General features: G+C 39.8%; 19 protein-coding genes and 1 riboswitch. Of the genes, 12 read left to right on the top strand and 7 right to left on the bottom strand.

What is annotated here, in order from left to right; all coding sequences use genetic code 11:
- Nucleotides 1-34 precede the first annotated feature (34 nt).
- From D3873_RS10540 to D3873_RS10515, 6 genes are all read left to right on the top strand, one after another.
- On the top strand, nucleotides 35-607 hold the full coding sequence (locus tag D3873_RS10540) for a VanZ family protein (RefSeq protein ID WP_119883984.1): 573 nt from the start codon (nucleotides 35-37) through the stop codon (nucleotides 605-607).
- Between the two features lie 48 nt (nucleotides 608-655).
- Nucleotides 656-820, top strand: coding sequence for a Fur-regulated basic protein FbpA (locus D3873_RS10535; RefSeq protein WP_119883983.1), 165 nt, complete (start codon nucleotides 656-658; stop codon nucleotides 818-820).
- Nucleotides 821-1,145: 325 nt separating this feature from the next.
- Nucleotides 1,146-2,369 (top strand): carboxylate--amine ligase, encoded by a 1,224-nt coding sequence (locus D3873_RS10530; RefSeq protein ID WP_119883982.1) that lies wholly within the window; start codon nucleotides 1,146-1,148, stop codon nucleotides 2,367-2,369.
- Nucleotides 2,369-3,073: a cysteate racemase gene (gene cuyB / locus D3873_RS10525; protein ID WP_119883981.1), complete on the top strand. Its 705-nt coding sequence runs from the start codon at nucleotides 2,369-2,371 to the stop codon at nucleotides 3,071-3,073. The genes D3873_RS10530 and cuyB overlap by 1 nt, the downstream gene beginning before the upstream one ends.
- A gap of 12 nt (nucleotides 3,074-3,085) precedes the next feature.
- The gene (locus D3873_RS10520; protein WP_119883980.1) at nucleotides 3,086-4,228 is read left to right on the top strand and encodes a DEAD/DEAH box helicase; all 1,143 of its coding nucleotides are present in this window, start codon (nucleotides 3,086-3,088) and stop codon (nucleotides 4,226-4,228) included.
- 2 nt (nucleotides 4,229-4,230) lie between these two features.
- Complete coding sequence (locus D3873_RS10515) at nucleotides 4,231-5,460, top strand: aminopeptidase (protein ID WP_119883979.1); 1,230 nt, start codon at nucleotides 4,231-4,233, stop codon at nucleotides 5,458-5,460.
- A gap of 376 nt (nucleotides 5,461-5,836) precedes the next feature.
- Here D3873_RS10515 and D3873_RS10510 read toward each other — a convergent pair whose 3' ends face one another.
- Both D3873_RS10510 and D3873_RS10505 read right to left on the bottom strand, forming a co-directional pair.
- Entirely contained in the window at nucleotides 5,837-6,184 is a 348-nt protein-coding gene (locus D3873_RS10510) for a magnetosome magnetite crystal formation protein family (RefSeq protein ID WP_119884533.1), read from the bottom strand.
- Nucleotides 6,185-6,232: 48 nt separating this feature from the next.
- The gene (locus D3873_RS10505; protein WP_119883978.1) at nucleotides 6,233-7,303 is read right to left on the bottom strand and encodes a M20 family metallopeptidase; all 1,071 of its coding nucleotides are present in this window, start codon (nucleotides 7,301-7,303) and stop codon (nucleotides 6,233-6,235) included.
- A gap of 87 nt (nucleotides 7,304-7,390) precedes the next feature.
- Nucleotides 7,391-7,491, top strand: a riboswitch (TPP riboswitch).
- Nucleotides 7,492-7,572: 81 nt separating this feature from the next.
- Between D3873_RS10505 and thiT the strand changes: the two genes are divergently transcribed.
- Together thiT and map are read left to right on the top strand one after the other, a co-directional pair.
- On the top strand, nucleotides 7,573-8,151 hold the full coding sequence (gene thiT / locus D3873_RS10500) for an energy-coupled thiamine transporter ThiT (protein WP_119883977.1): 579 nt from the start codon (nucleotides 7,573-7,575) through the stop codon (nucleotides 8,149-8,151).
- A gap of 72 nt (nucleotides 8,152-8,223) precedes the next feature.
- Entirely contained in the window at nucleotides 8,224-8,964 is a 741-nt protein-coding gene (map, locus tag D3873_RS10495; RefSeq protein ID WP_119883976.1) for a type I methionyl aminopeptidase, read from the top strand.
- A gap of 252 nt (nucleotides 8,965-9,216) precedes the next feature.
- Here map and D3873_RS10490 read toward each other — a convergent pair whose 3' ends face one another.
- Entirely contained in the window at nucleotides 9,217-9,933 is a 717-nt protein-coding gene (locus tag D3873_RS10490; RefSeq protein WP_119883975.1) for a TspO/MBR family protein, read from the bottom strand.
- A 124-nt stretch (nucleotides 9,934-10,057) separates the two neighbouring features.
- Here D3873_RS10490 and D3873_RS10485 point away from each other — a divergent pair, with 124 nt between their 5' ends.
- The 3 genes from D3873_RS10485 (at nucleotide 10,058) to D3873_RS10475 (ending at nucleotide 12,985) form a co-directional block, all read left to right on the top strand.
- The gene (locus D3873_RS10485; protein ID WP_238473770.1) at nucleotides 10,058-11,848 is read left to right on the top strand and encodes a M3 family oligoendopeptidase; all 1,791 of its coding nucleotides are present in this window, start codon (nucleotides 10,058-10,060) and stop codon (nucleotides 11,846-11,848) included.
- A gap of 9 nt (nucleotides 11,849-11,857) precedes the next feature.
- Nucleotides 11,858-12,415, top strand: coding sequence for a GNAT family N-acetyltransferase (locus D3873_RS10480; protein ID WP_119883973.1), 558 nt, complete (start codon nucleotides 11,858-11,860; stop codon nucleotides 12,413-12,415).
- A 150-nt stretch (nucleotides 12,416-12,565) separates the two neighbouring features.
- Nucleotides 12,566-12,985 carry a DUF4395 domain-containing protein gene (locus D3873_RS10475; protein WP_119884532.1) on the top strand — a complete coding sequence of 140 codons (420 nt, stop codon included), beginning with the start codon at nucleotides 12,566-12,568 and terminating at the stop codon, nucleotides 12,983-12,985.
- Between the two features lie 71 nt (nucleotides 12,986-13,056).
- Here the strand turns inward: D3873_RS10475 and D3873_RS10470 are convergent, their stop codons facing one another.
- Entirely contained in the window at nucleotides 13,057-13,626 is a 570-nt protein-coding gene (locus tag D3873_RS10470) for a beta-class carbonic anhydrase (protein WP_119883972.1), read from the bottom strand.
- Nucleotides 13,627-13,684: 58 nt separating this feature from the next.
- Nucleotides 13,685-14,692, bottom strand: a complete 1,008-nt coding sequence (gene mreBH, locus D3873_RS10465; RefSeq protein ID WP_119883971.1) for a rod-share determining protein MreBH — start codon at nucleotides 14,690-14,692, stop codon at nucleotides 13,685-13,687.
- A gap of 407 nt (nucleotides 14,693-15,099) precedes the next feature.
- Between mreBH and D3873_RS10460 the strand changes: the two genes are divergently transcribed.
- Nucleotides 15,100-15,780, top strand: coding sequence for a hypothetical protein (locus D3873_RS10460; protein ID WP_119883970.1), 681 nt, complete (start codon nucleotides 15,100-15,102; stop codon nucleotides 15,778-15,780).
- A gap of 46 nt (nucleotides 15,781-15,826) precedes the next feature.
- Here the strand turns inward: D3873_RS10460 and D3873_RS13455 are convergent, their stop codons facing one another.
- Both D3873_RS13455 and D3873_RS10455 read right to left on the bottom strand, forming a co-directional pair.
- A complete protein-coding gene (locus D3873_RS13455) occupies nucleotides 15,827-15,967 on the bottom strand; it encodes a hypothetical protein (protein ID WP_162920185.1) in 141 nt (46 codons plus the stop codon).
- A gap of 65 nt (nucleotides 15,968-16,032) precedes the next feature.
- Complete coding sequence (locus tag D3873_RS10455; protein WP_119883969.1) at nucleotides 16,033-17,265, bottom strand: aminopeptidase; 1,233 nt, start codon at nucleotides 17,263-17,265, stop codon at nucleotides 16,033-16,035.
- Nucleotides 17,266-17,299 lie beyond the last annotated feature (34 nt).

The raw sequence follows: 17,299 nt of genomic DNA, 5'->3' as shown, positions 1-17,299 counted from the left end.
CTAAACGTAACTCTTTTAAGAAATGAGAATCCCTATGCACATTATACTATCGTACTTATCCTCGATGGGATTATATATGTTACTTGTGTTGCCAATTGTTGCTATTTATCGCTACATCATTTGGAAAAAGCGGCATCGACAAGTAAAGTTGTTGCGAGAAATTGGTATCTATGCTTTTTTATTATTCCTCATCGGATTATTATCTCAAACGATTTTCCCGAAAATAAGTTACAGTGGAACGACAATTTTCATGTCAAATGGGCATCATCAAGCCATCAATACGGAGCCATTTCGAGTGATCGTGGAAACGTACAATGCGATTAAGTATTTAAATTTATGGGAACCATTCTTCATCAACTTTTTAGGGAATATTCTCATGTTTATTCCTATCGGATTTTTCGTGGCACTTTTGTCGCGAAAAGGAGAACACTTCTTTGTGAATATTGCCACTGGATTTCTCCTTTCGTTGTCCATTGAGCTTCTCCAGCTTCCTCAAATGCGGAGTAGCGATGTGGATGATTTATGGTTGAATACCCTTGGAACGATGATTGGATGGGCCATCATTCCCATCATTCCGGAAACTGTAAGAGAACGTTTTAAACGATGACTAACGGGTATAGTAAACATGCTAGAAAGATTTAAAGGAGAATGACGCATGTTTGCACCAAAAGAAAACTCACTAGAAAACAAAAAATCACACGTCATCGATGATTTAGTGGAAAACGGTGTTTTTAAAGTAGAAGGAAAACAATTATATGAATTATCTTTATTTGAATTAATGAAAGAAACAATTGATAAAGATTCATCCAATATGAAATAACATCATCGATGTACAACAAATGTAACGCGTTTTAACTTGGAAGGGGAAATCGGATTGTCGATTTTCCCTTTTTTTATTGCCAATCACAAAAATGAACTAGGAATTGTACTCAATGGGCAATTTTTCGACCTCTATGGGAAAAAATGAATCCGCTATGGGAAGTTTTCGGTTCCTATGGGTAAAAACACCTTCCATATGGGCGATTTTGAAAGAATGATGGGAAATTTTCAACGCAAAGTCCATCTGCAAAGATGGGTTTTTCTAATTAGGCCATTTAATGGTATACTTTTGGATGGAAAAGTATATAAGAAGAAAGTGAGATATTATGACGACTACAGCTTTTTTACCGGTATTACTCGGTTCAGATATGAATGCATATGGAATGGCACGCGCGTTTCATGAAGCGTATGGTGTGAAACCTCTTGTATTAGGACGTGCAAACTTAACAGCGACACAACATAGCAGTATTTTAGATTTTGAAGTGATTCCAGATTTAAATACGGACAAAGTATTTGTTCCTGCCCTTATTCAAGTGGCGAGTCATCATCCAAATATGCCGTTATTATTAATGGCATGTGGAGATGATTACGCGAAATTGATTATCAAAAACAAATCGGAACTTTCCCATTACTACACCGTTCCTTATATTGACGAAACATTAATGAATCAAATTGTCTTAAAAGAAAATTTCTATGAAATGTGTGAAAAGTACGGCTTTTCGTATCCGAAAACAACCATTTGTACACCTGAAACGAAGGATACGCTCGAGCTAGATTTCCAGTATCCAATTATTATTAAACCTTCGAACTCTGTAGCGTATTGGAATGTTTCATTCCCAGGAAAGAAAAAAGTGTTCGTAGCGCATGATGAAGCAGAAAAAACGGCAATTTTAACAGCGATTTATAACTCGCCGTACCAGGATAACTTAACCATTCAGGAATTCATCCCTGGAGACGATTCGTATATGCGTGTGTTAAATGCATACGTTGGAAAGGATGGAAAAGTGAAGCTTATGTCACTTGGAAACCCAATCCTAGAAGAACATTCTCCAGAAGGAATCGGGAGCTATGCAGCAATTATCAATACATTTGATGAAGCATTGCTCGACAAAGTGCGCTTTTTCTTAGAAGACATCGGCTATGTTGGGTGTGCGAATTTTGATATGAAATATGATTCTCGCGACGGACAATACAAATTGTTTGAGATCAACCTTCGAAATGGTCGTAGCAGCTATTACGTAACCGCGAGTGGACATAATTTAATGAAGTATGTCGCAGATGACCACATTTTCAATGTGCCGCAAGAACTAACGTATGCGAAAGATGAGCATTTATGGATGATTATCCCGAAAGGTGTGCTGTTTAAATACGCACAAAACGGCGCGTTACTAGATAAAGCGAAGAAGTTAATTGCCCAAGGAAAAGTAACGAATCATTTGTTTTACAAGAAAGATTTCCACTGGCAACGCTGGATGAAGTTGATGATGAACAACCTGAATTATTACCGTAAATACAAGAAATACTTCAACAACAAAGGACTGTCCGAGTAATGAAAAAAACATTAGGAATCATTGGTGGCGTTGGTCCACTTGCGACGATGTTGCTTGGGGAGATGATTGTGAAACATACGAAAGCTGCAAAAGATCAGGATCATTTGCCATTCGTCATTTCCAACAATACCTCGATACCTGATCGAACCGCACACATTTTGGACAATGCAAAACCGAGTCCTGTTCCTAAGATGGTCGAAGACGGAAAAAAACTCACGGCGTTTGGCGTTGATGTATTGGCTATTCCGTGTAATACGGCGCATAGCTTTTACGAGGAGATTCAAGAACAGCTAGATATTCCAGTTCTTCACATGATACGTGAAACTGCAAAAAAAACCGTGAGTTTAGGTGTGAAGCGCGTAGGGATATTGGCAACATCAGGGACAATTTTTTCGAAGGTGTACCAACAAGCGTTCGAAGAAGTTGGAGTAGAAACCATTATCCCGGATAATGACATTCAAGAGCTGGTGATGTCGGTTATTTATGACGATGTAAAAGCAGGCAAACCAACAAATCGTGAGAACTGGGAAACGATTATTCATGCAATGGAACAAAAAGGGTGCGAGTCCTTCATTCTCGGATGCACGGAGCTTTCGATTGTTCGAGAAGAACTAGCACTAAGCGAAAAATATATTGATTCACTACTTGTTTTGGCTGAAGCGGCGATTGTTGCTTGTGGCTATGATGTAGTGAATCCGGAATAGGAGGGGATTGCGATGTCATTTCTCCCTTTGTTAAATGAAGAATTACAAAAAAAATGGTCATTCTCTGCGGAAATGCCCATTCAAACGAAAATGATTCCAGCATTACTTGAAGGCAAAGACGTTGTGGCGATGAGCCCGACTGGTTCAGGAAAAACGCTCGCGTATGTACTACCAATTTTGCAAAAAGTAGATGCCACAAAGAAAAATACGCAAGCCTTAATTGTTGCTCCTTCGCAAGAATTATCGATGCAAATTGTCGAAGTGGTTCGTGAATGGGTGCAAGGAACTGACATTACCGTCACACAACTGATTGGCGGAGCGAATATGCAACGTCAAATTGAAAAGCTGAAGAAAAAACCAACGATCGTGGTAGGAACTCCTGGAAGATTACAAGAGCTAGTGAAAGCAAAAAAGCTGAAGCTTCATGAGATTCAAACGATTATTTTGGATGAAGGAGATCAGCTATTAGCCCGTGAAAATCGTGACATGGTAAAAGGCTTTTTACAAGGCGCGAAAGCACAAACAGCGATTGTATCCGCAACCATTACAGAAGAAATTGAATTAGTGTCAGATAGACTGCTTCAAGATCCTGTTAGAATTACGGTCACAAACGACGAGCTGCCTGCAGTTGGGAAAGTCGTCCACTCATATGTTAAAGTTGATGAACGAGACAAAACTGATTTACTTCGACGATTGTCTCACCTCCCGGGAATGAAGGGACTCGCGTTCGTGAATAACCTCGATCAGTTGTTGATGAAAGAAACAAAGCTGGCATTCCGTGATGCGAAGATTGTTGCACTTCATTCCGAGATGAAAAAAGAAGAGCGGAAAAAAGCGATGGATAGCTTTCGAAAAGGCGAAGTGGCGATATTAATGTCAACAGACTTAGCGGCTCGTGGTCTAGACATTGAAGGTGTCACACATGTTATTCATGTTGACGTCCCAAGAAGTATCGAACCGTATTTACATCGGTCCGGGCGAACTGGTCGTGCAGGAGCGGACGGGGAAGTACTGTCATTATTATCCTATTCTGACGAGAAGAATTACAAAAAATGGACGAAAGAACTTCCATCGAAACCTGTTCAGAAAGTATGGCATCGCGGGGATTTAATAGAGGGTTCCTCAAAGACAATTACAGAGAAAAGAGGGAAATAATCATGAATTTTCACGAAAAAATGGCCGAATACGCAGAACTTGCAGTGCGTGTTGGAGTTAACATTCAAAAGGGGCAATATTTAAGTATTGGAACAACAACGGAAACGTTAGAATTTACTCGCTTAGTTGTAGAAAAAGCGTATGAAGCTGGAGCTGGCTATGTCCATGTTCAGTTTACGGATGAAAAAATTAATCGTGCATTTTACGAATTAGCACCAGAAGACCAAATGAGTAATATTCCTTCTTGGATCGTTGCGCAACGTGACTATTTAGTCGATCAAAAAGGCGCAAGTTTGTGGATAGATGCAGAAGATCCAGATGCACTCACTGGCGTATCCGTGAAGCGCTTATCAGAACGCTCGAAAGCATTTGGGAAAGCACTTGAAAAGTTCCGCCAAGCGACGATGACGGACAAAATTGCTTGGTCGATTGTTGCAATTCCATCTCCTAAATGGGCAGCAAAAGTATTCCCGAACCTACCGGAAGAAGAGCAAGTTCCTGCACTATGGGATGCTATTTTTAAAGCGGTTCGTATCGGAGAAGGAACTGCCGTGGAACAATGGAAAGCACACGTGGATGCGTTGGAATCTCGCGCAGCGATGTTAAATGAAAAACGCTTTGCAAAATTAGTGTACCGTGCACCAGGAACAGACTTAAGTATTGAACTTCCAAAAAACCATATTTGGATGTCAGGAGCAAGTCGCACACCAGATAATACGCCATTTATTGCGAACATGCCGACAGAAGAAGTGTATACAGCACCTCTTAAGAATGGTGTAAATGGTGTAGTTCGAAACACGAAACCTCTTGCGTATCAAGGAAACATCATCGACGGATTCGAATTAACATTTGAAAACGGAAAAATTGTCAAAGCGCATGCGGCAATTGGTGATGACATCCTACAAGAAATGATTTCAAACGATGAAGGATCTGCGTACTTAGGTGAAATTGCATTAGTACCGCACAAATCACCAATCTCCGATTCGAACATCCTTTTCTTCAATACATTATTTGATGAAAACGCATCTAACCACTTGGCAATAGGAGAAGCATACCCGACTTGTATCGAAGGTGGCCGCGATATGAACGAAGAACAAATTAAAGCAGCCGGATTGAATGTCTCCATCACACATGAAGACTTTATGATTGGAAGCGAACACATGGATATCGACGGAATTCAAGAAGATGGCACTGAAGTAGCAATCTTCCGCGAAGGAAACTGGGCGTTTTAATTGAAGCGATCATAAGTTGACCGTGAACGTTTATAAAACGGATTGAACGCTTATAAGTAGAGATTGGCCGCTCATAAAGAAACTTTCAACGCTCATAAATTATTAATTATAATATCAAATTGATATTTATAATAATTATACATTCTCGACATGAAAATCCCCATGGACGAAAGTCCGTGGGGATTTACAATTTAACCATTATTTATACGAACGTCTAACACCATTAGTTTTCTTCTTATCCATCACTTTTTTGACGATGGGGATAATGATCGGTGCGTACTTAATTGCTGTTTTTACTAACCTACCTAGCTTCATCTTCATCTCTCCCTACTCACATTAGTAATGGTAGTATTCCCTAGAAAAGATGTCATAAAACCTATTCTTGAAGCACTTTGATGCCTTGAACTACATTCCAGATCAGGATGACCAACGAAAGAATACCATATAAAAGTACCATGATGATTGGCAATCCAGCAGCAAAACCAATTCCACTACCACTGTATCCCGCGTCACCCGCATACGACACTCCAGCAAACAATAGACTAAATCCTATTGCCCCAAAGATACCAAGTGCAATTGGGATGAGATGAGAAATTAATGACCGCTTCGCATGATGTTTCACTAGCTCATCTGGCGTGATAAAAAACACAATAATCGGTAATAAGAACGGCGCGAAAAACACGCTAAAATAACAAAGTGCAGATAATATACGACTGTTCTCCAACACAATCACTCCCTCTACACTCCTTTACGAACGAAATCCGAAAAAGATTCACGTCGTCGCCTGTCTCACCAAAATTTCGACAAACTGCAAGGCAGAGGACACATACACAAATTCTTCCGGTCCATGCCAGTCTTCCCCAGAAGGGCCAAATTCAATCGCACCAGCCCCAGTCTCCGCATAATAGCGTGTATCCGCAGCGCCGTGTTGTCCAAAAATAGTCGGTTCTGTTTCCCGCACATCGGCCGTAATCTTCGCAAGCGTTTGAACGTACTCACTCGAGCGCTCAGTAGTCACAGCAGGCGAAATCCCGTAAATCTCCAGTTCGTTTTTGGAATGAAGGGAAGTTGCGAGCTCCGTAAGCTCTTTGACGATTTCTTCTGGATCTTGCCCCGGCACAAAGCGGATGTCATACGAGACTTCACAGCAATCCGGAACTACATTGTAACGGTTGCCAGCCGATATCTTTGCTAAATTGATCGAGGGACTTTCGTAAAACTCATTGTTCGCCTTCGTAAACGGTAATTGCTGCATTTTCTCGTGGAAATCATATGCCATCTCAATTGCGTTCACCCCTTGCCAAGGACGCGAGCCGTGAGCCGCTTTTCCATGGAAATTAATATCTAAATCCACCATGCCTTTAGATTGAATACTCAGCTCTAAATGTGTCGGTTCCCCGCAGATGACAAAATCACCGGTGCGTCCTTGTTCGACTAGGTAGCCAGATGTATCCATTCCGCCTGTTTCCTCATCGGTCACAATATGCAATAGAATGCAGTGGGAGAGAGAAGTAGGGTCTTCCGATATACGACGAAATGCTTCCATCATTGCTGCGACCCCGGCTTTCATGTCTGCTGCACCACGTCCGTATAATTTGTCGCCTTCTAAACGTGGGATAAACTGCTCTTCATTCCCAGGAACAACATCCACATGGCCATTCCAAATTATCGTGGAATCTCCTGAACCAATTCGGGCTTCTAGCATTAGCTTTCCTTTGTTTTCTAATACTTCATGGGTGATAGAATGCTTAGTGAGCCATTCGGAGCAATATTGAAGTGCTTCGTTTGCTCCTGCTAGCGTATCACTTTTAATGGAAATCAAGTCTTTCAATAATTCAATCATACGAGCCCCTCCTTTTTCCCTATTATAAACATAGGTTGCTTTTGAAATCTTGTATTTGTATAATGGGAATGTAATTTAATAAGATGTAGCTACCACAAGGGGTGCCTTTTTGGCTGAGACTGAGCGATTGCTCTAACTCTTTGAACCTGTAAGTTAATACTTGCGCAGGGATGTGGATGGAAACCGACAATCAGATGTCAGGGCTCTGTCCTTGATGTCTTTTTTTTGTGCCATCGCCCTCCACACTACATCGTTTAGGAGGAGAAGGAATGAGAAATAAGAAGTTAGTTTGGATGGTTGAAATTGCGATTTTTGCAGCGCTTGCTTTTGCGCTAGATTTCGTGAAATGGAGTATGCCGCAAGGTGGTGCAGTTAGTCTTGCAATGATCCCGATTGTGATCATGGCTTTCCGACGAGGAATTGGTGCAGGCATGGCGACAGGAGCCTTGTTTGGATTGCTACAAATCGTAACTGGGATGATGAGCATTACACCATTATCGTTTGAATTTGTCATTTTACAAGTAGTATTAGAATATATTGTGGCATTCATGGTAATTGGTTTGGCTGGAGTAATGAAAAACCGATTTGATGAAGGATTTGAAGAAGGCTCAAAAGGAAAAATGATTGGGGCTGTCATAGTCGGTGTAATATTTGCAGGTGCTATTCGTTACGTGATTCATGTTATCGCAGGCTACTTTTTCTGGGGGATGTATGCAGAAGGAAATGCGCTTATTTACTCCGCAGTATATAACGCGACATATATGATTCCGCTTGTTTTATTAACCGGAATCGTTTGTGGATTATTATTCGCTGCTGCCCCTAGGTTATTAGAAGCAAAAACAGCATAAATTGTTCGACGTGTGTTGTGCATATGGTATGATAGGGACTAGATATTTTCACGAGAGAAGGGTTTTAGTTCCATGATTGCAAAAACAACAGAAGACTTTGAGTCGTTACACAAAATAGGGAAGATCGTTGCTGAGATTCGCGACGCGATGAAAGCATATACGAAGCCAGGCGTCACGACAAAAGATATTGACGAACTCGGCGGGAAAATGTTTGAGGAAATGGGAGCGATATCCGGTCCTAAAGGGGAATATGACTTCCCAGGATATACGTGCATTAGTGTCAATGAAGAAGTGGCACATGGCATTCCAGGGTCACGCGTCATTAAAGATGGCGACTTAGTGAATATCGATGTATCCGGATCGTACAACGGCTATTTTGCGGATACAGGAATTTCATTCGTCGTTGGAGAAGACGCGAAAAAAGAAAAATTATGTGAAGTAGCGAAATCCTCGTTTGATCGAGCAATGCTGAAAGTAAAAGCGGGTGCGAAGCTGAACCAAATCGGAAAAGCTGTGCAACGTGAAGCTAGAGACAACGGATTTAATGTCATCATGAACTTAACAGGTCATGGTGTAGGAAAATCATTACACGAAGAACCACAACACATCTTAAACTACTTTGATGCATGGGAAACGACAATTCTAAAAGAAGGCATGGTCCTTGCCGTAGAACCATTCATTTCCGAAAAAGCGGAGCACATCATCGAGTCTGGCGATGGATGGACATTTATCACTGCGGATAAATCAAATGTAGCGCAAATTGAACACACCATCATCGTCACAAAAGACGAACCAATTATCTTAACGAAATAAGAGGAAGCTGACGCAAACATTGCGTCAGCTTTTTTCGTGAAGACATGGAGAGCGATCGATTCTCAGCGGTAGGCGATCGATTCTCAGCGGTAGGCGATCGATTCTCAGCGGTAGGCGATCGATTCTCGGGCGTAGACGATTGATTTTCCAACATACACATGTCAAACTCACAATAAACCTATCAGTACTTCTCAGTAGTTCGCTAAATTATCTTCTGAAAAAGGAAAAATCGTCCGCCTGATGCGAACGATTTTATTTTTCTTTTTTCTTAATGAAAAGGATTCCTGCTAAGATAACGGCAGCTAAAAAGAGTGCGGCAGTCGATACGAGTAATTCATCAAAACCGTTTCGTACAGCGATTCCGATGAAAGCCCAAATGAAGACTAGTGGGTAGGCAATGTCGTATTCATGGTAGCGAATATGAAGAGCCAATGCAGCTCCTATTGTCATCATAATAACCGTCCACAGCGGATCACTTAATCCCCATCCGCTCCATTCATAATACGTAAGTACATACGAAATGTTCGCAATGGTTGCAACACTGATCCAACCTAGATAGACGGATATTGGCATTTTTTCATACCACTTGTTTCCGGTTTTTGGATACGTGTGGTAAAGCAATATTAATGTCACCAAAAATGCGAGCATAATGATGACGGATAGCAAGAAGTATTCATAATGCCAGCTAAAAATCCATGAAATATTCCAAATACAAGACAGGAGAAACAAAGTTAGTTGTTTCCTCGTATGCGGCGTTTCGTTTTGACGGTTCTTCCACTGAAAGTAAATCCATAGTATAGCTAATACGTATATAAGAGACCAAATCGAAAATACATATCCTGCTGGAGTAAAGAGAACGGGAATTCTATTGGAGATTTCCCCAGTTGTTTGTCCATTAAAAGGGAGAATATTCGATAAGGCGTTCACAATGACTACTGCTAACCAGCCAATAAAAGATAAAACATACATCGAGTGTCCGTCACCTCCTAAAAATAATCTTTCCTTATTGTACAACATATACGACTACTTTGCGTAGAATGCTATAATGTGAATGTATGTCAGAAAATTTAGATACATAATGGGGGACTTTCTTATGGTAACTTATTCAGAAAAATGGGATGTTAACACATTTTTTTCGGGCGGAAGTGATTCGCCTCAGCTAAAAGAGCATTTGCAAAACTTGCGAAAAGAAATTACCGAGTACGAAAAAAAGGCAAAGAATTTACAAATTCCTAGCTCCGCAGACGATGCAGCTACTCTTGCAGAAATAATTGAAGCAACAGCTAGTGTGGAGAAAAATTTAGATCAAGCGAGCTCCGTCATAGGTTGTTTTGTAGCACAAGACACGGAAGATAAAAAAGCAACCCTTCTCCAATCTGAAATGAGTGCACTGTATGCGAAATTTTCAACGAGTTTCCAGCTAGTGCAACAAACAATGTCTAAAACAGATGACGTTGTGTGGGAAAAGTTGATGGAGTCGAACGATTTAAAGAATTTTGCGTTTGTATTAAATGAATGGAAAATGTGGACAGCAGAACGCTTATCAGAAAAAGAAGAGCAACTAATTACAGCGCTTGGAGTAGACGGTTACCACGGTTGGGGTCAATTATACGACATGCTTGTGAGTGATGTTCGCATCACGATGACGATTGATGGAGAGACAAAGTCGTATTCAGTCGGCCAAGCAAGCAATTTAAGCTCGCATGAAGATCCAGCTGTACGTAAAGAAGCACATGATTTATTGGAAAAAGCATGGGCAGAAAAAGAAGAGTTTTTTGCAAAAACGTTAAATCATTTAGGTGGTTTCCGCTTAGCAACGTACGAAAAGCGTGGTTGGGATTCTGTATTAAAAGAACCGTTAATGATTAATCGTATGAGTGAAGAAACGTTAAAAGCGATGTGGGGAGCAATTGCTGCGCATAAATCCCTATTTGTAGACTATATGAACCGCAAAGCAGAAATGCTAGGAGTAGAAAACTTAAATTGGTATGACTTAGATGCGCCAGTATCTAGTGCAAATTCAAAAGTGAACTACCAAGAAGGTGCTGAGTTTATCCTGAAACATTTTAAGAAATTCGGACCTGAGCTAGAGTCGTTTTCAAGGGGTGCTTTTGAAAAAGAGTGGATTGAAGCTGAGGATCGTGATAATAAACGACCAGGTGGATTCTGCACCTATATGCCACTAGATCAAGAATCGCGTATTTTTATGACGTATAGTGGCACGATGTCAAATGTCGCAACACTTGCACATGAGCTTGGTCATGCATTTCATTCCTATGCAATGAAAGATGTTCATTGGATGAATACAAATTATGCAATGGGTGTTGCTGAGACGGCATCTACATTTGCTGAAATGATTGTTGCTGATGCGTCTGTAAAGGAAGCATCGTCGAAGGAAGAAAAAATTGCCTTACTAGAAGATAAAATTCAAAGAAGCGTCGCTTTATTTATGAATATTTATGCTCGATTCTTATTTGAAACTCGTTTCTATGAGGAGCGAAAAGAGGGGATCGTTTCAGCAGAGCGATTAAATACGTTGATGGAAGAAGCGCAACGGGAAGCATTTGGTGATGCCTTAGGTGATGTTCATCCACATTTTTGGGCATCTAAGCTGCATTTCTACATTACAGGCGTACCATTCTATAACTTCCCATATACATTCGGATACTTATTTAGCTTAAGTATCTATGCGAAGGCAAAAGAAGAAGGAACTGCTTTTGAGTCGAAGTATATCGATTTATTAAAAGATACAGCGAGTATGACCGTGGAGGATTTAGCAATGAAACACCTTCAAGAAGACATTACACAACTCGCATTTTGGGAAAAAGGAATTGCACTGTGTGAAGAGGACGTTACAGAATTTTTGTCATTGACGAAGAAGTAAGGTGACAGTATGTATCATTTAATGGAAGGTAAGAAGTGTTATTTGCGTACATTGCGAGAGGAAGATGCTATCCGCATGGCATTTTTAGTCGGTAGAAATCGACACTATTGGTCTGAATTTGAACCACGCCATGAAGATGCTTACTATACTGTCGAAACGCAAAGAGAACGTATTCGAGAAATACTCATTGAAACGTCGAAGGGCAGAGAATTTAATTTTGGGATTTTTGATGCAAAAACAAGTGAACTGATTGGCAATATTTCTATGTATGGAGTAAAGCGACACCCTTTTCTAAGTGCGTTTGTCGGTTATTCTATTGATAAGGATTGGGCAGGTTTTGGGTACGGAACTGAAGCAGTAAGGTTAGTCACTAGCTTTGGATGGAAAAAGCTCCGTTTGCACCGAATTGAAGCATATGTGTCACCTCGTAATATAGGATCTATTAAAGTGCTCGAAAAAGCAGGCTTTACTAGAGAAGGATTACTTCGAGAACTTCTTTTTATTAATGGGAAATGGGAAGATCATTACATGTATGGAATGCTAGAACACGATGTGAAAAGAAGATAAATGAAACGAAGCGCTATCTTAGATAGTGCTTTTTTCATGTCTGAACATGTCTATTTCCCGGGAAATAAATCGACGAATGTCTATCTCTGGCACAGAATCGCTATTGTATGTATAATCTATATAAAACCAATCAAAAAAGTAGGGATTAATATGCAAACAATACCTAAACCGTTAGTATTAGCGAATCAATGGACTATTGTGTTATCTGTTTTGGCTGCGTTGATTTTTCAAAACCACTGGATTCTTATTGTTCCGCTTGTTTTCGGAATAAGTCAGTTAGCTTTCGGTTTTCATCCAATCATGAAAATCACTAAATTGTTTCTGTCCAAACCATTAAACACTTACATTCAAGAGGACAGAGATCAACAGAAATTTAATCAATATATCGCATTAACTTTTTTGACAATTGCTATAGTAAGTGGAATCTTTCACTTCACTATTCTTTCCATCATTTCTACAATAATGGTTGGATTAGCTGCGTTTATAGCGATTATGGGCTTCTGTGTAGGGTGTTTTATCCGATTTCAATATCAACAGTGGAAGTATCGACGGAAAAATCCTTCGTACTGATAAAACCAGAATGAAGGGAAAGTATAGTCCACACTAGAAAAAGAGGCAGGGAATTATTTCCCTTGCCTCTTTTATTTCGTTAAGTGCTCGTCTGTTTCCACTAAATCTAATTTTCCAGTAGCAGGATCAATTACTAATCCATGTACAGGAATGTCTTTCACCATTAGTGGGTGTTTTCGAATCATATGAATGCTATGACGAACAGAATCAGCTACATTATCAAAACCTTGTAACCATTCATCTACGTCAATTCCAGAATTCGCAAGTGTATCAAACGTATCTTTCGAGATGCCTCGATCGATAATTTTTTCTTTGATTGCTTCTGGTTTAATGCTAGACATACCACAATCATAATGACCAACAACATAAATTTCTTCTGCTTTTAATTCATAAACTGCTACTAATAAACTGCGCATAATACCGCCGAACGGATGATTGATGACAGCACCAGCACTTTTCACCATTTTAATGTCGCCATTTTTGACGTTCATTGCCTTCGGTAACAACTCCACTAAACGAGTATCCATACACGTTAGGATTACCATCTTTTTGTCTGGAAATTTCGTTGTGATATACGGCTCATACTCTTTGTTTTCCACAAACTGTTCGTTAAAGGATAAAATATCTTGCAAAGTTGACAATGTAAATTCCTCCAATACACTAACTAGTTTTTACTTTATTAGTGTAAACTAAAATCGCTTATCGCGCGATTTTTTGAATTTTATCCATCATCACTAACGAACGACCTGTCCCAATTGCAACTGATTCTAAAGGTTGAGGTGCTAAGTGAACAGGTACAGAAATTTCGGTAGACAGCCATTCTTGCATTCCTTTGAGTAAGGCTCCTCCACCTGTAATGACAATTCCTTGATCCACTATATCTCCTGATAATTCAGGCGGGCAACTTTCAAGTGTTGCACGAATCGTCTCTAAAATAGCCATTAAAGACTCTTTTAATGTTTCTTGCACTTCGACAGAGCTAACAGAGATTGTTTTCGGCAATCCTGTCATTACGTCACGTCCACGTACATCCATGGATTCCACTTTATGCGGAACAAGTGCATAGCCAACTTCTTTTTTAATATTCTCTGCTGTACGCTCTCCAATTAACACATTGTATTGCTTACGGACGAACTGAACAATATCTTCATCCATTCGATCTCCTGCTACTTTTACTGTGTTCGAAGAAACGACTCCACCGAAAGAAATAATGCCAACTTCGGTTGTCCCTCCACCAATGTCTACGATGACACTAGCAATTGGTTCACTAACAGGTAAGTCCGCTCCGATCGCTGCTGCAACGGGCTCTTCGATTAAATGAACTTCTTTCGCTCCACTATTTTTAACGGCATCATGAATCGCACGACGTTCCACAGAAGTCGCGCCAGATGGTGTACAAACCATTACGTTTGGTTTCCGAACGGATGATCCTAAAATCTTACCTACTTTTTTCATAACAAGACGCAACATTTCCGTTGTAACATCAAAGTCTGCAATTACGCCGTCTTTTAATGGACGAATAGCTGAAATTGTTCCGGGAGTTTTTCCGATCATATTTTTGGCATCTTCTCCAAAAGTGATGACTGTGTTATTACGTGTATCCATCGCCACTACGGACGGTTCATTTAATATAATACCTTTATTTTTTGTATAAACGAGAATATTTGCTGTACCAAGATCTATTCCAATATCCATACCAGAAAACATTGTCATTCCTCCTTTAACCTATCGAATGTTAAGTATAAAGCAATTCATAGGTCTTGCAATGTGGTACTTACTGGATGGTTTGGCAGGTTGACATGTTACATAGGGAGGAAGTTTTATATCGAATATGATATACAGTCAGAAAGTCCTTAAATGTTATCGTTTTGACATACGATTGAAATAGGATTGATAAAGAAAAGTTAACTCTTTACAACACGGATTGTATGCTTTGGAGTGGCAATTTTTAGGTTTAAAGTTTTTATAACTGATAATTCGATTGTTCATTTACAAATTTAGTAATTAATGTACAATGATAGTAATCAGAATTTTCATGAAATAAAGATGATTGTTTATGCTGAAGAAGTCATATATGGAAGTAAGTGGCTATATTAGAGAAATGGGGGCTAGAGATGAAGTTAACCAACGCTTTAATCAGTATAATGATCGTCTGTTGTTTATTAGCAATTGTCTACATAACGCGTGATTCAGACGGTTCTTCTGTAAAAGCAGAAGGCACAAACGAAAATTACCAGTCAGAACGACAAGCTGAAAATAAAAAACCAATGAAGTCTTCCATAGAAAGCAATTCTTCAATGGCATTACTACTTCCTGGCTACTCAACTTTAGAGGAATTAGTTGCATCTACAAGTGAAATTATCGTGGTTCGGCTTCCTGAAGACTATGGTGTGGTGAGAACCCCGTTTGCGGATCCAACGATGGTAGAAGTAGGTCATTTATATCCATTAGAAGTGAAGGAACAACTAAAAGGCAATTTTAGCGAAACGAACGATCCCGAAGAATCGATCGACTTGGTTGTTCCAATTGGACTTCAGCAAGTTTTATCTGATTCGAAAAGCGGCATTTCTCCTTATTTAGATCAACCGATCGACTTTAAGGGAGGAGAGTATTTGTTATTTGTGGAAAAATCCCGAAATCGATTATTGAAAAAAGATGTTCTAGTACCTAATACGTTTCATCATATTTATCGAAAAGACGGAAACCACTATGTTAATATCTCGTCAGAGCTAGTGCCTGAAATTGATGGAGATCTTGGTCTGCTGAAACAAATAATTGCATCTCAAGAAAATTAGAAGAGAAAAGCTGCTAGTCCTAGTAAAAGGAATAGCAGCTTTATTTTTAATATAATGTATCTGGTTTTTCGTCAATGTGGACACTGTCATGAGAAATCAATGATTTACTTACGAAATGAAGGAATGAATGTCCAACAAATCCTAGTAATACCATGAATCCTACTACTGTAAAAATACCTAGTACCATTTTTCAAGCTCCTCTCAAAAAGAAAATGAAAACATTACGTCCTAGTATACTAGAAATCTCCGTAATTAGAAAGCCCAATTTCCTCCACGGAAGATAGCTTCCTTCGTACCGTCTGCTGATTCACCGTCAATATCCATGTTTTCATTACCAATCATGAAGTCAACATGAGTAATACTATCATTTAATCCATTTTTCGCTAATTCTTCTCGAGACATTTTTTTGCCGCCTTCCAAACAGAACGCGTACGCGCTACCGATCGCAAGGTGATTGGATGCATTTTCATCAAACAAGGTGTTGTAAAATAGCAATCCAGAATCTGAAATAGGAGAATGGTGTGGAACAAGTGCCACTTCACCTAGGTACTTCGCGCCTTCATCTGTTGCAACAAGTTGTTCTAACACTTCTTGCCCTTCTTTTGCTTCTACCTTTACAATACGTCCGTTTTCAAATGTGATTTTGAAGTCATCAATAATGTTTCCACCGTAGCTAAGTGGTTTGGAAGAGGTAACATAGCCATTTACGCCATCCTTGTGCGGAACGGTAAACACTTCTTCTGTTGGCATATTTGCCATAAAAGCGTCGCCTTTTTCGTTAATGCTTCCAGCTCCACACCATAAGTGACCATCTGGTAACTCAATCGTTAAATTTGTCCCTGGTGCTGTGTAATGTAGCTTTTTGTATTTTTTATCATTTAAATATTCCACTTTCTCGTGAAGTGTATCATCATGTTTCTTCCATGCTTCTACCGGATTATCTAGATCAGCACGCACTGCTTTAAAGATAGCATCCCAAAGTGCATCCATTTGCTCAGACGCAGGTAGTTCAGGGAATACTTTCGCTGCCCAGTCTTTTGAAGGAGCCGCAATAACCGTCCAACTAATTTTGTCCGATTGAACGTATTGACGATATTTGCTTAAGGCGGTACCAGCAGCTTTTTGGAAGGTGCCAATTCGTTTTGAATCAATACCTTTTAACAAATCAGGGCTAGAAGACATGATATTCATAAATGCTGCACCGTTCTCTGCAAGCATTTCGCGTTCTTGCACTTTCCACGCTGGGAATTCTTCGAATGATTTTTCTGGAGCCATTTCAAAACGAGTACGGGAAACAACGTCATCTGTCCAATCTACGTACACATTGTCAGCACCTGCTGTATAGGCACTTTTCACAATTTCTCGCACGAGTTCGGGATTATCGATAGATGCCCCTATGTATAAACTTTGTCCTGGCTGAATGTTAACGCCAACTTGAACGGCTAAATCTGCGTATTTCTTTAAGTTCTCTTGAAAAGATGTCATGTGTAATCTCCTTTTGTATGTCATACTTTCATAG

The sequence above is a fragment of the Paenisporosarcina cavernae genome, from assembly GCF_003595195.1.
In the GTDB taxonomy this organism is placed as follows: Bacteria; Bacillota; Bacilli; order Bacillales_A; family Planococcaceae; genus Paenisporosarcina; species Paenisporosarcina cavernae.
Note: the sequence above shows the minus strand (reverse complement) of the source record. Positions and strands in the feature narration are given on the sequence as shown.

What these genes read in the sequence shown, in the direction of transcription:
- D3873_RS10540 (WP_119883984.1), top strand. Translation starts at nt 35, where the DNA reads ATGCACATTATACTATCGTACTTATCCTCGATGGGATTATATATGTTA.
- D3873_RS10535 (WP_119883983.1), top strand. Translation starts at nt 656, where the DNA reads ATGTTTGCACCAAAAGAAAACTCACTAGAAAACAAAAAATCACACGTC.
- D3873_RS10530 (WP_119883982.1), top strand. Translation starts at nt 1,146, where the DNA reads ATGACGACTACAGCTTTTTTACCGGTATTACTCGGTTCAGATATGAAT.
- cuyB (WP_119883981.1), top strand. Translation starts at nt 2,369, where the DNA reads ATGAAAAAAACATTAGGAATCATTGGTGGCGTTGGTCCACTTGCGACG.
- D3873_RS10520 (WP_119883980.1), top strand. Translation starts at nt 3,086, where the DNA reads ATGTCATTTCTCCCTTTGTTAAATGAAGAATTACAAAAAAAATGGTCA.
- D3873_RS10515 (WP_119883979.1), top strand. Translation starts at nt 4,231, where the DNA reads ATGAATTTTCACGAAAAAATGGCCGAATACGCAGAACTTGCAGTGCGT.
- D3873_RS10505 (WP_119883978.1), bottom strand. Translation starts at nt 7,303, where the DNA reads ATGATTGAATTATTGAAAGACTTGATTTCCATTAAAAGTGATACGCTA.
- thiT (WP_119883977.1), top strand. Translation starts at nt 7,573, where the DNA reads ATGAGAAATAAGAAGTTAGTTTGGATGGTTGAAATTGCGATTTTTGCA.
- map (WP_119883976.1), top strand. Translation starts at nt 8,224, where the DNA reads ATGATTGCAAAAACAACAGAAGACTTTGAGTCGTTACACAAAATAGGG.
- D3873_RS10490 (WP_119883975.1), bottom strand. Translation starts at nt 9,933, where the DNA reads ATGTATGTTTTATCTTTTATTGGCTGGTTAGCAGTAGTCATTGTGAAC.
- D3873_RS10485 (WP_238473770.1), top strand. Translation starts at nt 10,058, where the DNA reads ATGGTAACTTATTCAGAAAAATGGGATGTTAACACATTTTTTTCGGGC.
- D3873_RS10480 (WP_119883973.1), top strand. Translation starts at nt 11,858, where the DNA reads ATGTATCATTTAATGGAAGGTAAGAAGTGTTATTTGCGTACATTGCGA.
- D3873_RS10475 (WP_119884532.1), top strand. Translation starts at nt 12,566, where the DNA reads ATGCAAACAATACCTAAACCGTTAGTATTAGCGAATCAATGGACTATT.
- mreBH (WP_119883971.1), bottom strand. Translation starts at nt 14,692, where the DNA reads ATGTTTTCTGGTATGGATATTGGAATAGATCTTGGTACAGCAAATATT.
- D3873_RS10460 (WP_119883970.1), top strand. Translation starts at nt 15,100, where the DNA reads ATGAAGTTAACCAACGCTTTAATCAGTATAATGATCGTCTGTTGTTTA.
- D3873_RS13455 (WP_162920185.1), bottom strand. Translation starts at nt 15,967, where the DNA reads ATGGTACTAGGTATTTTTACAGTAGTAGGATTCATGGTATTACTAGGA.
- D3873_RS10455 (WP_119883969.1), bottom strand. Translation starts at nt 17,265, where the DNA reads ATGACATCTTTTCAAGAGAACTTAAAGAAATACGCAGATTTAGCCGTT.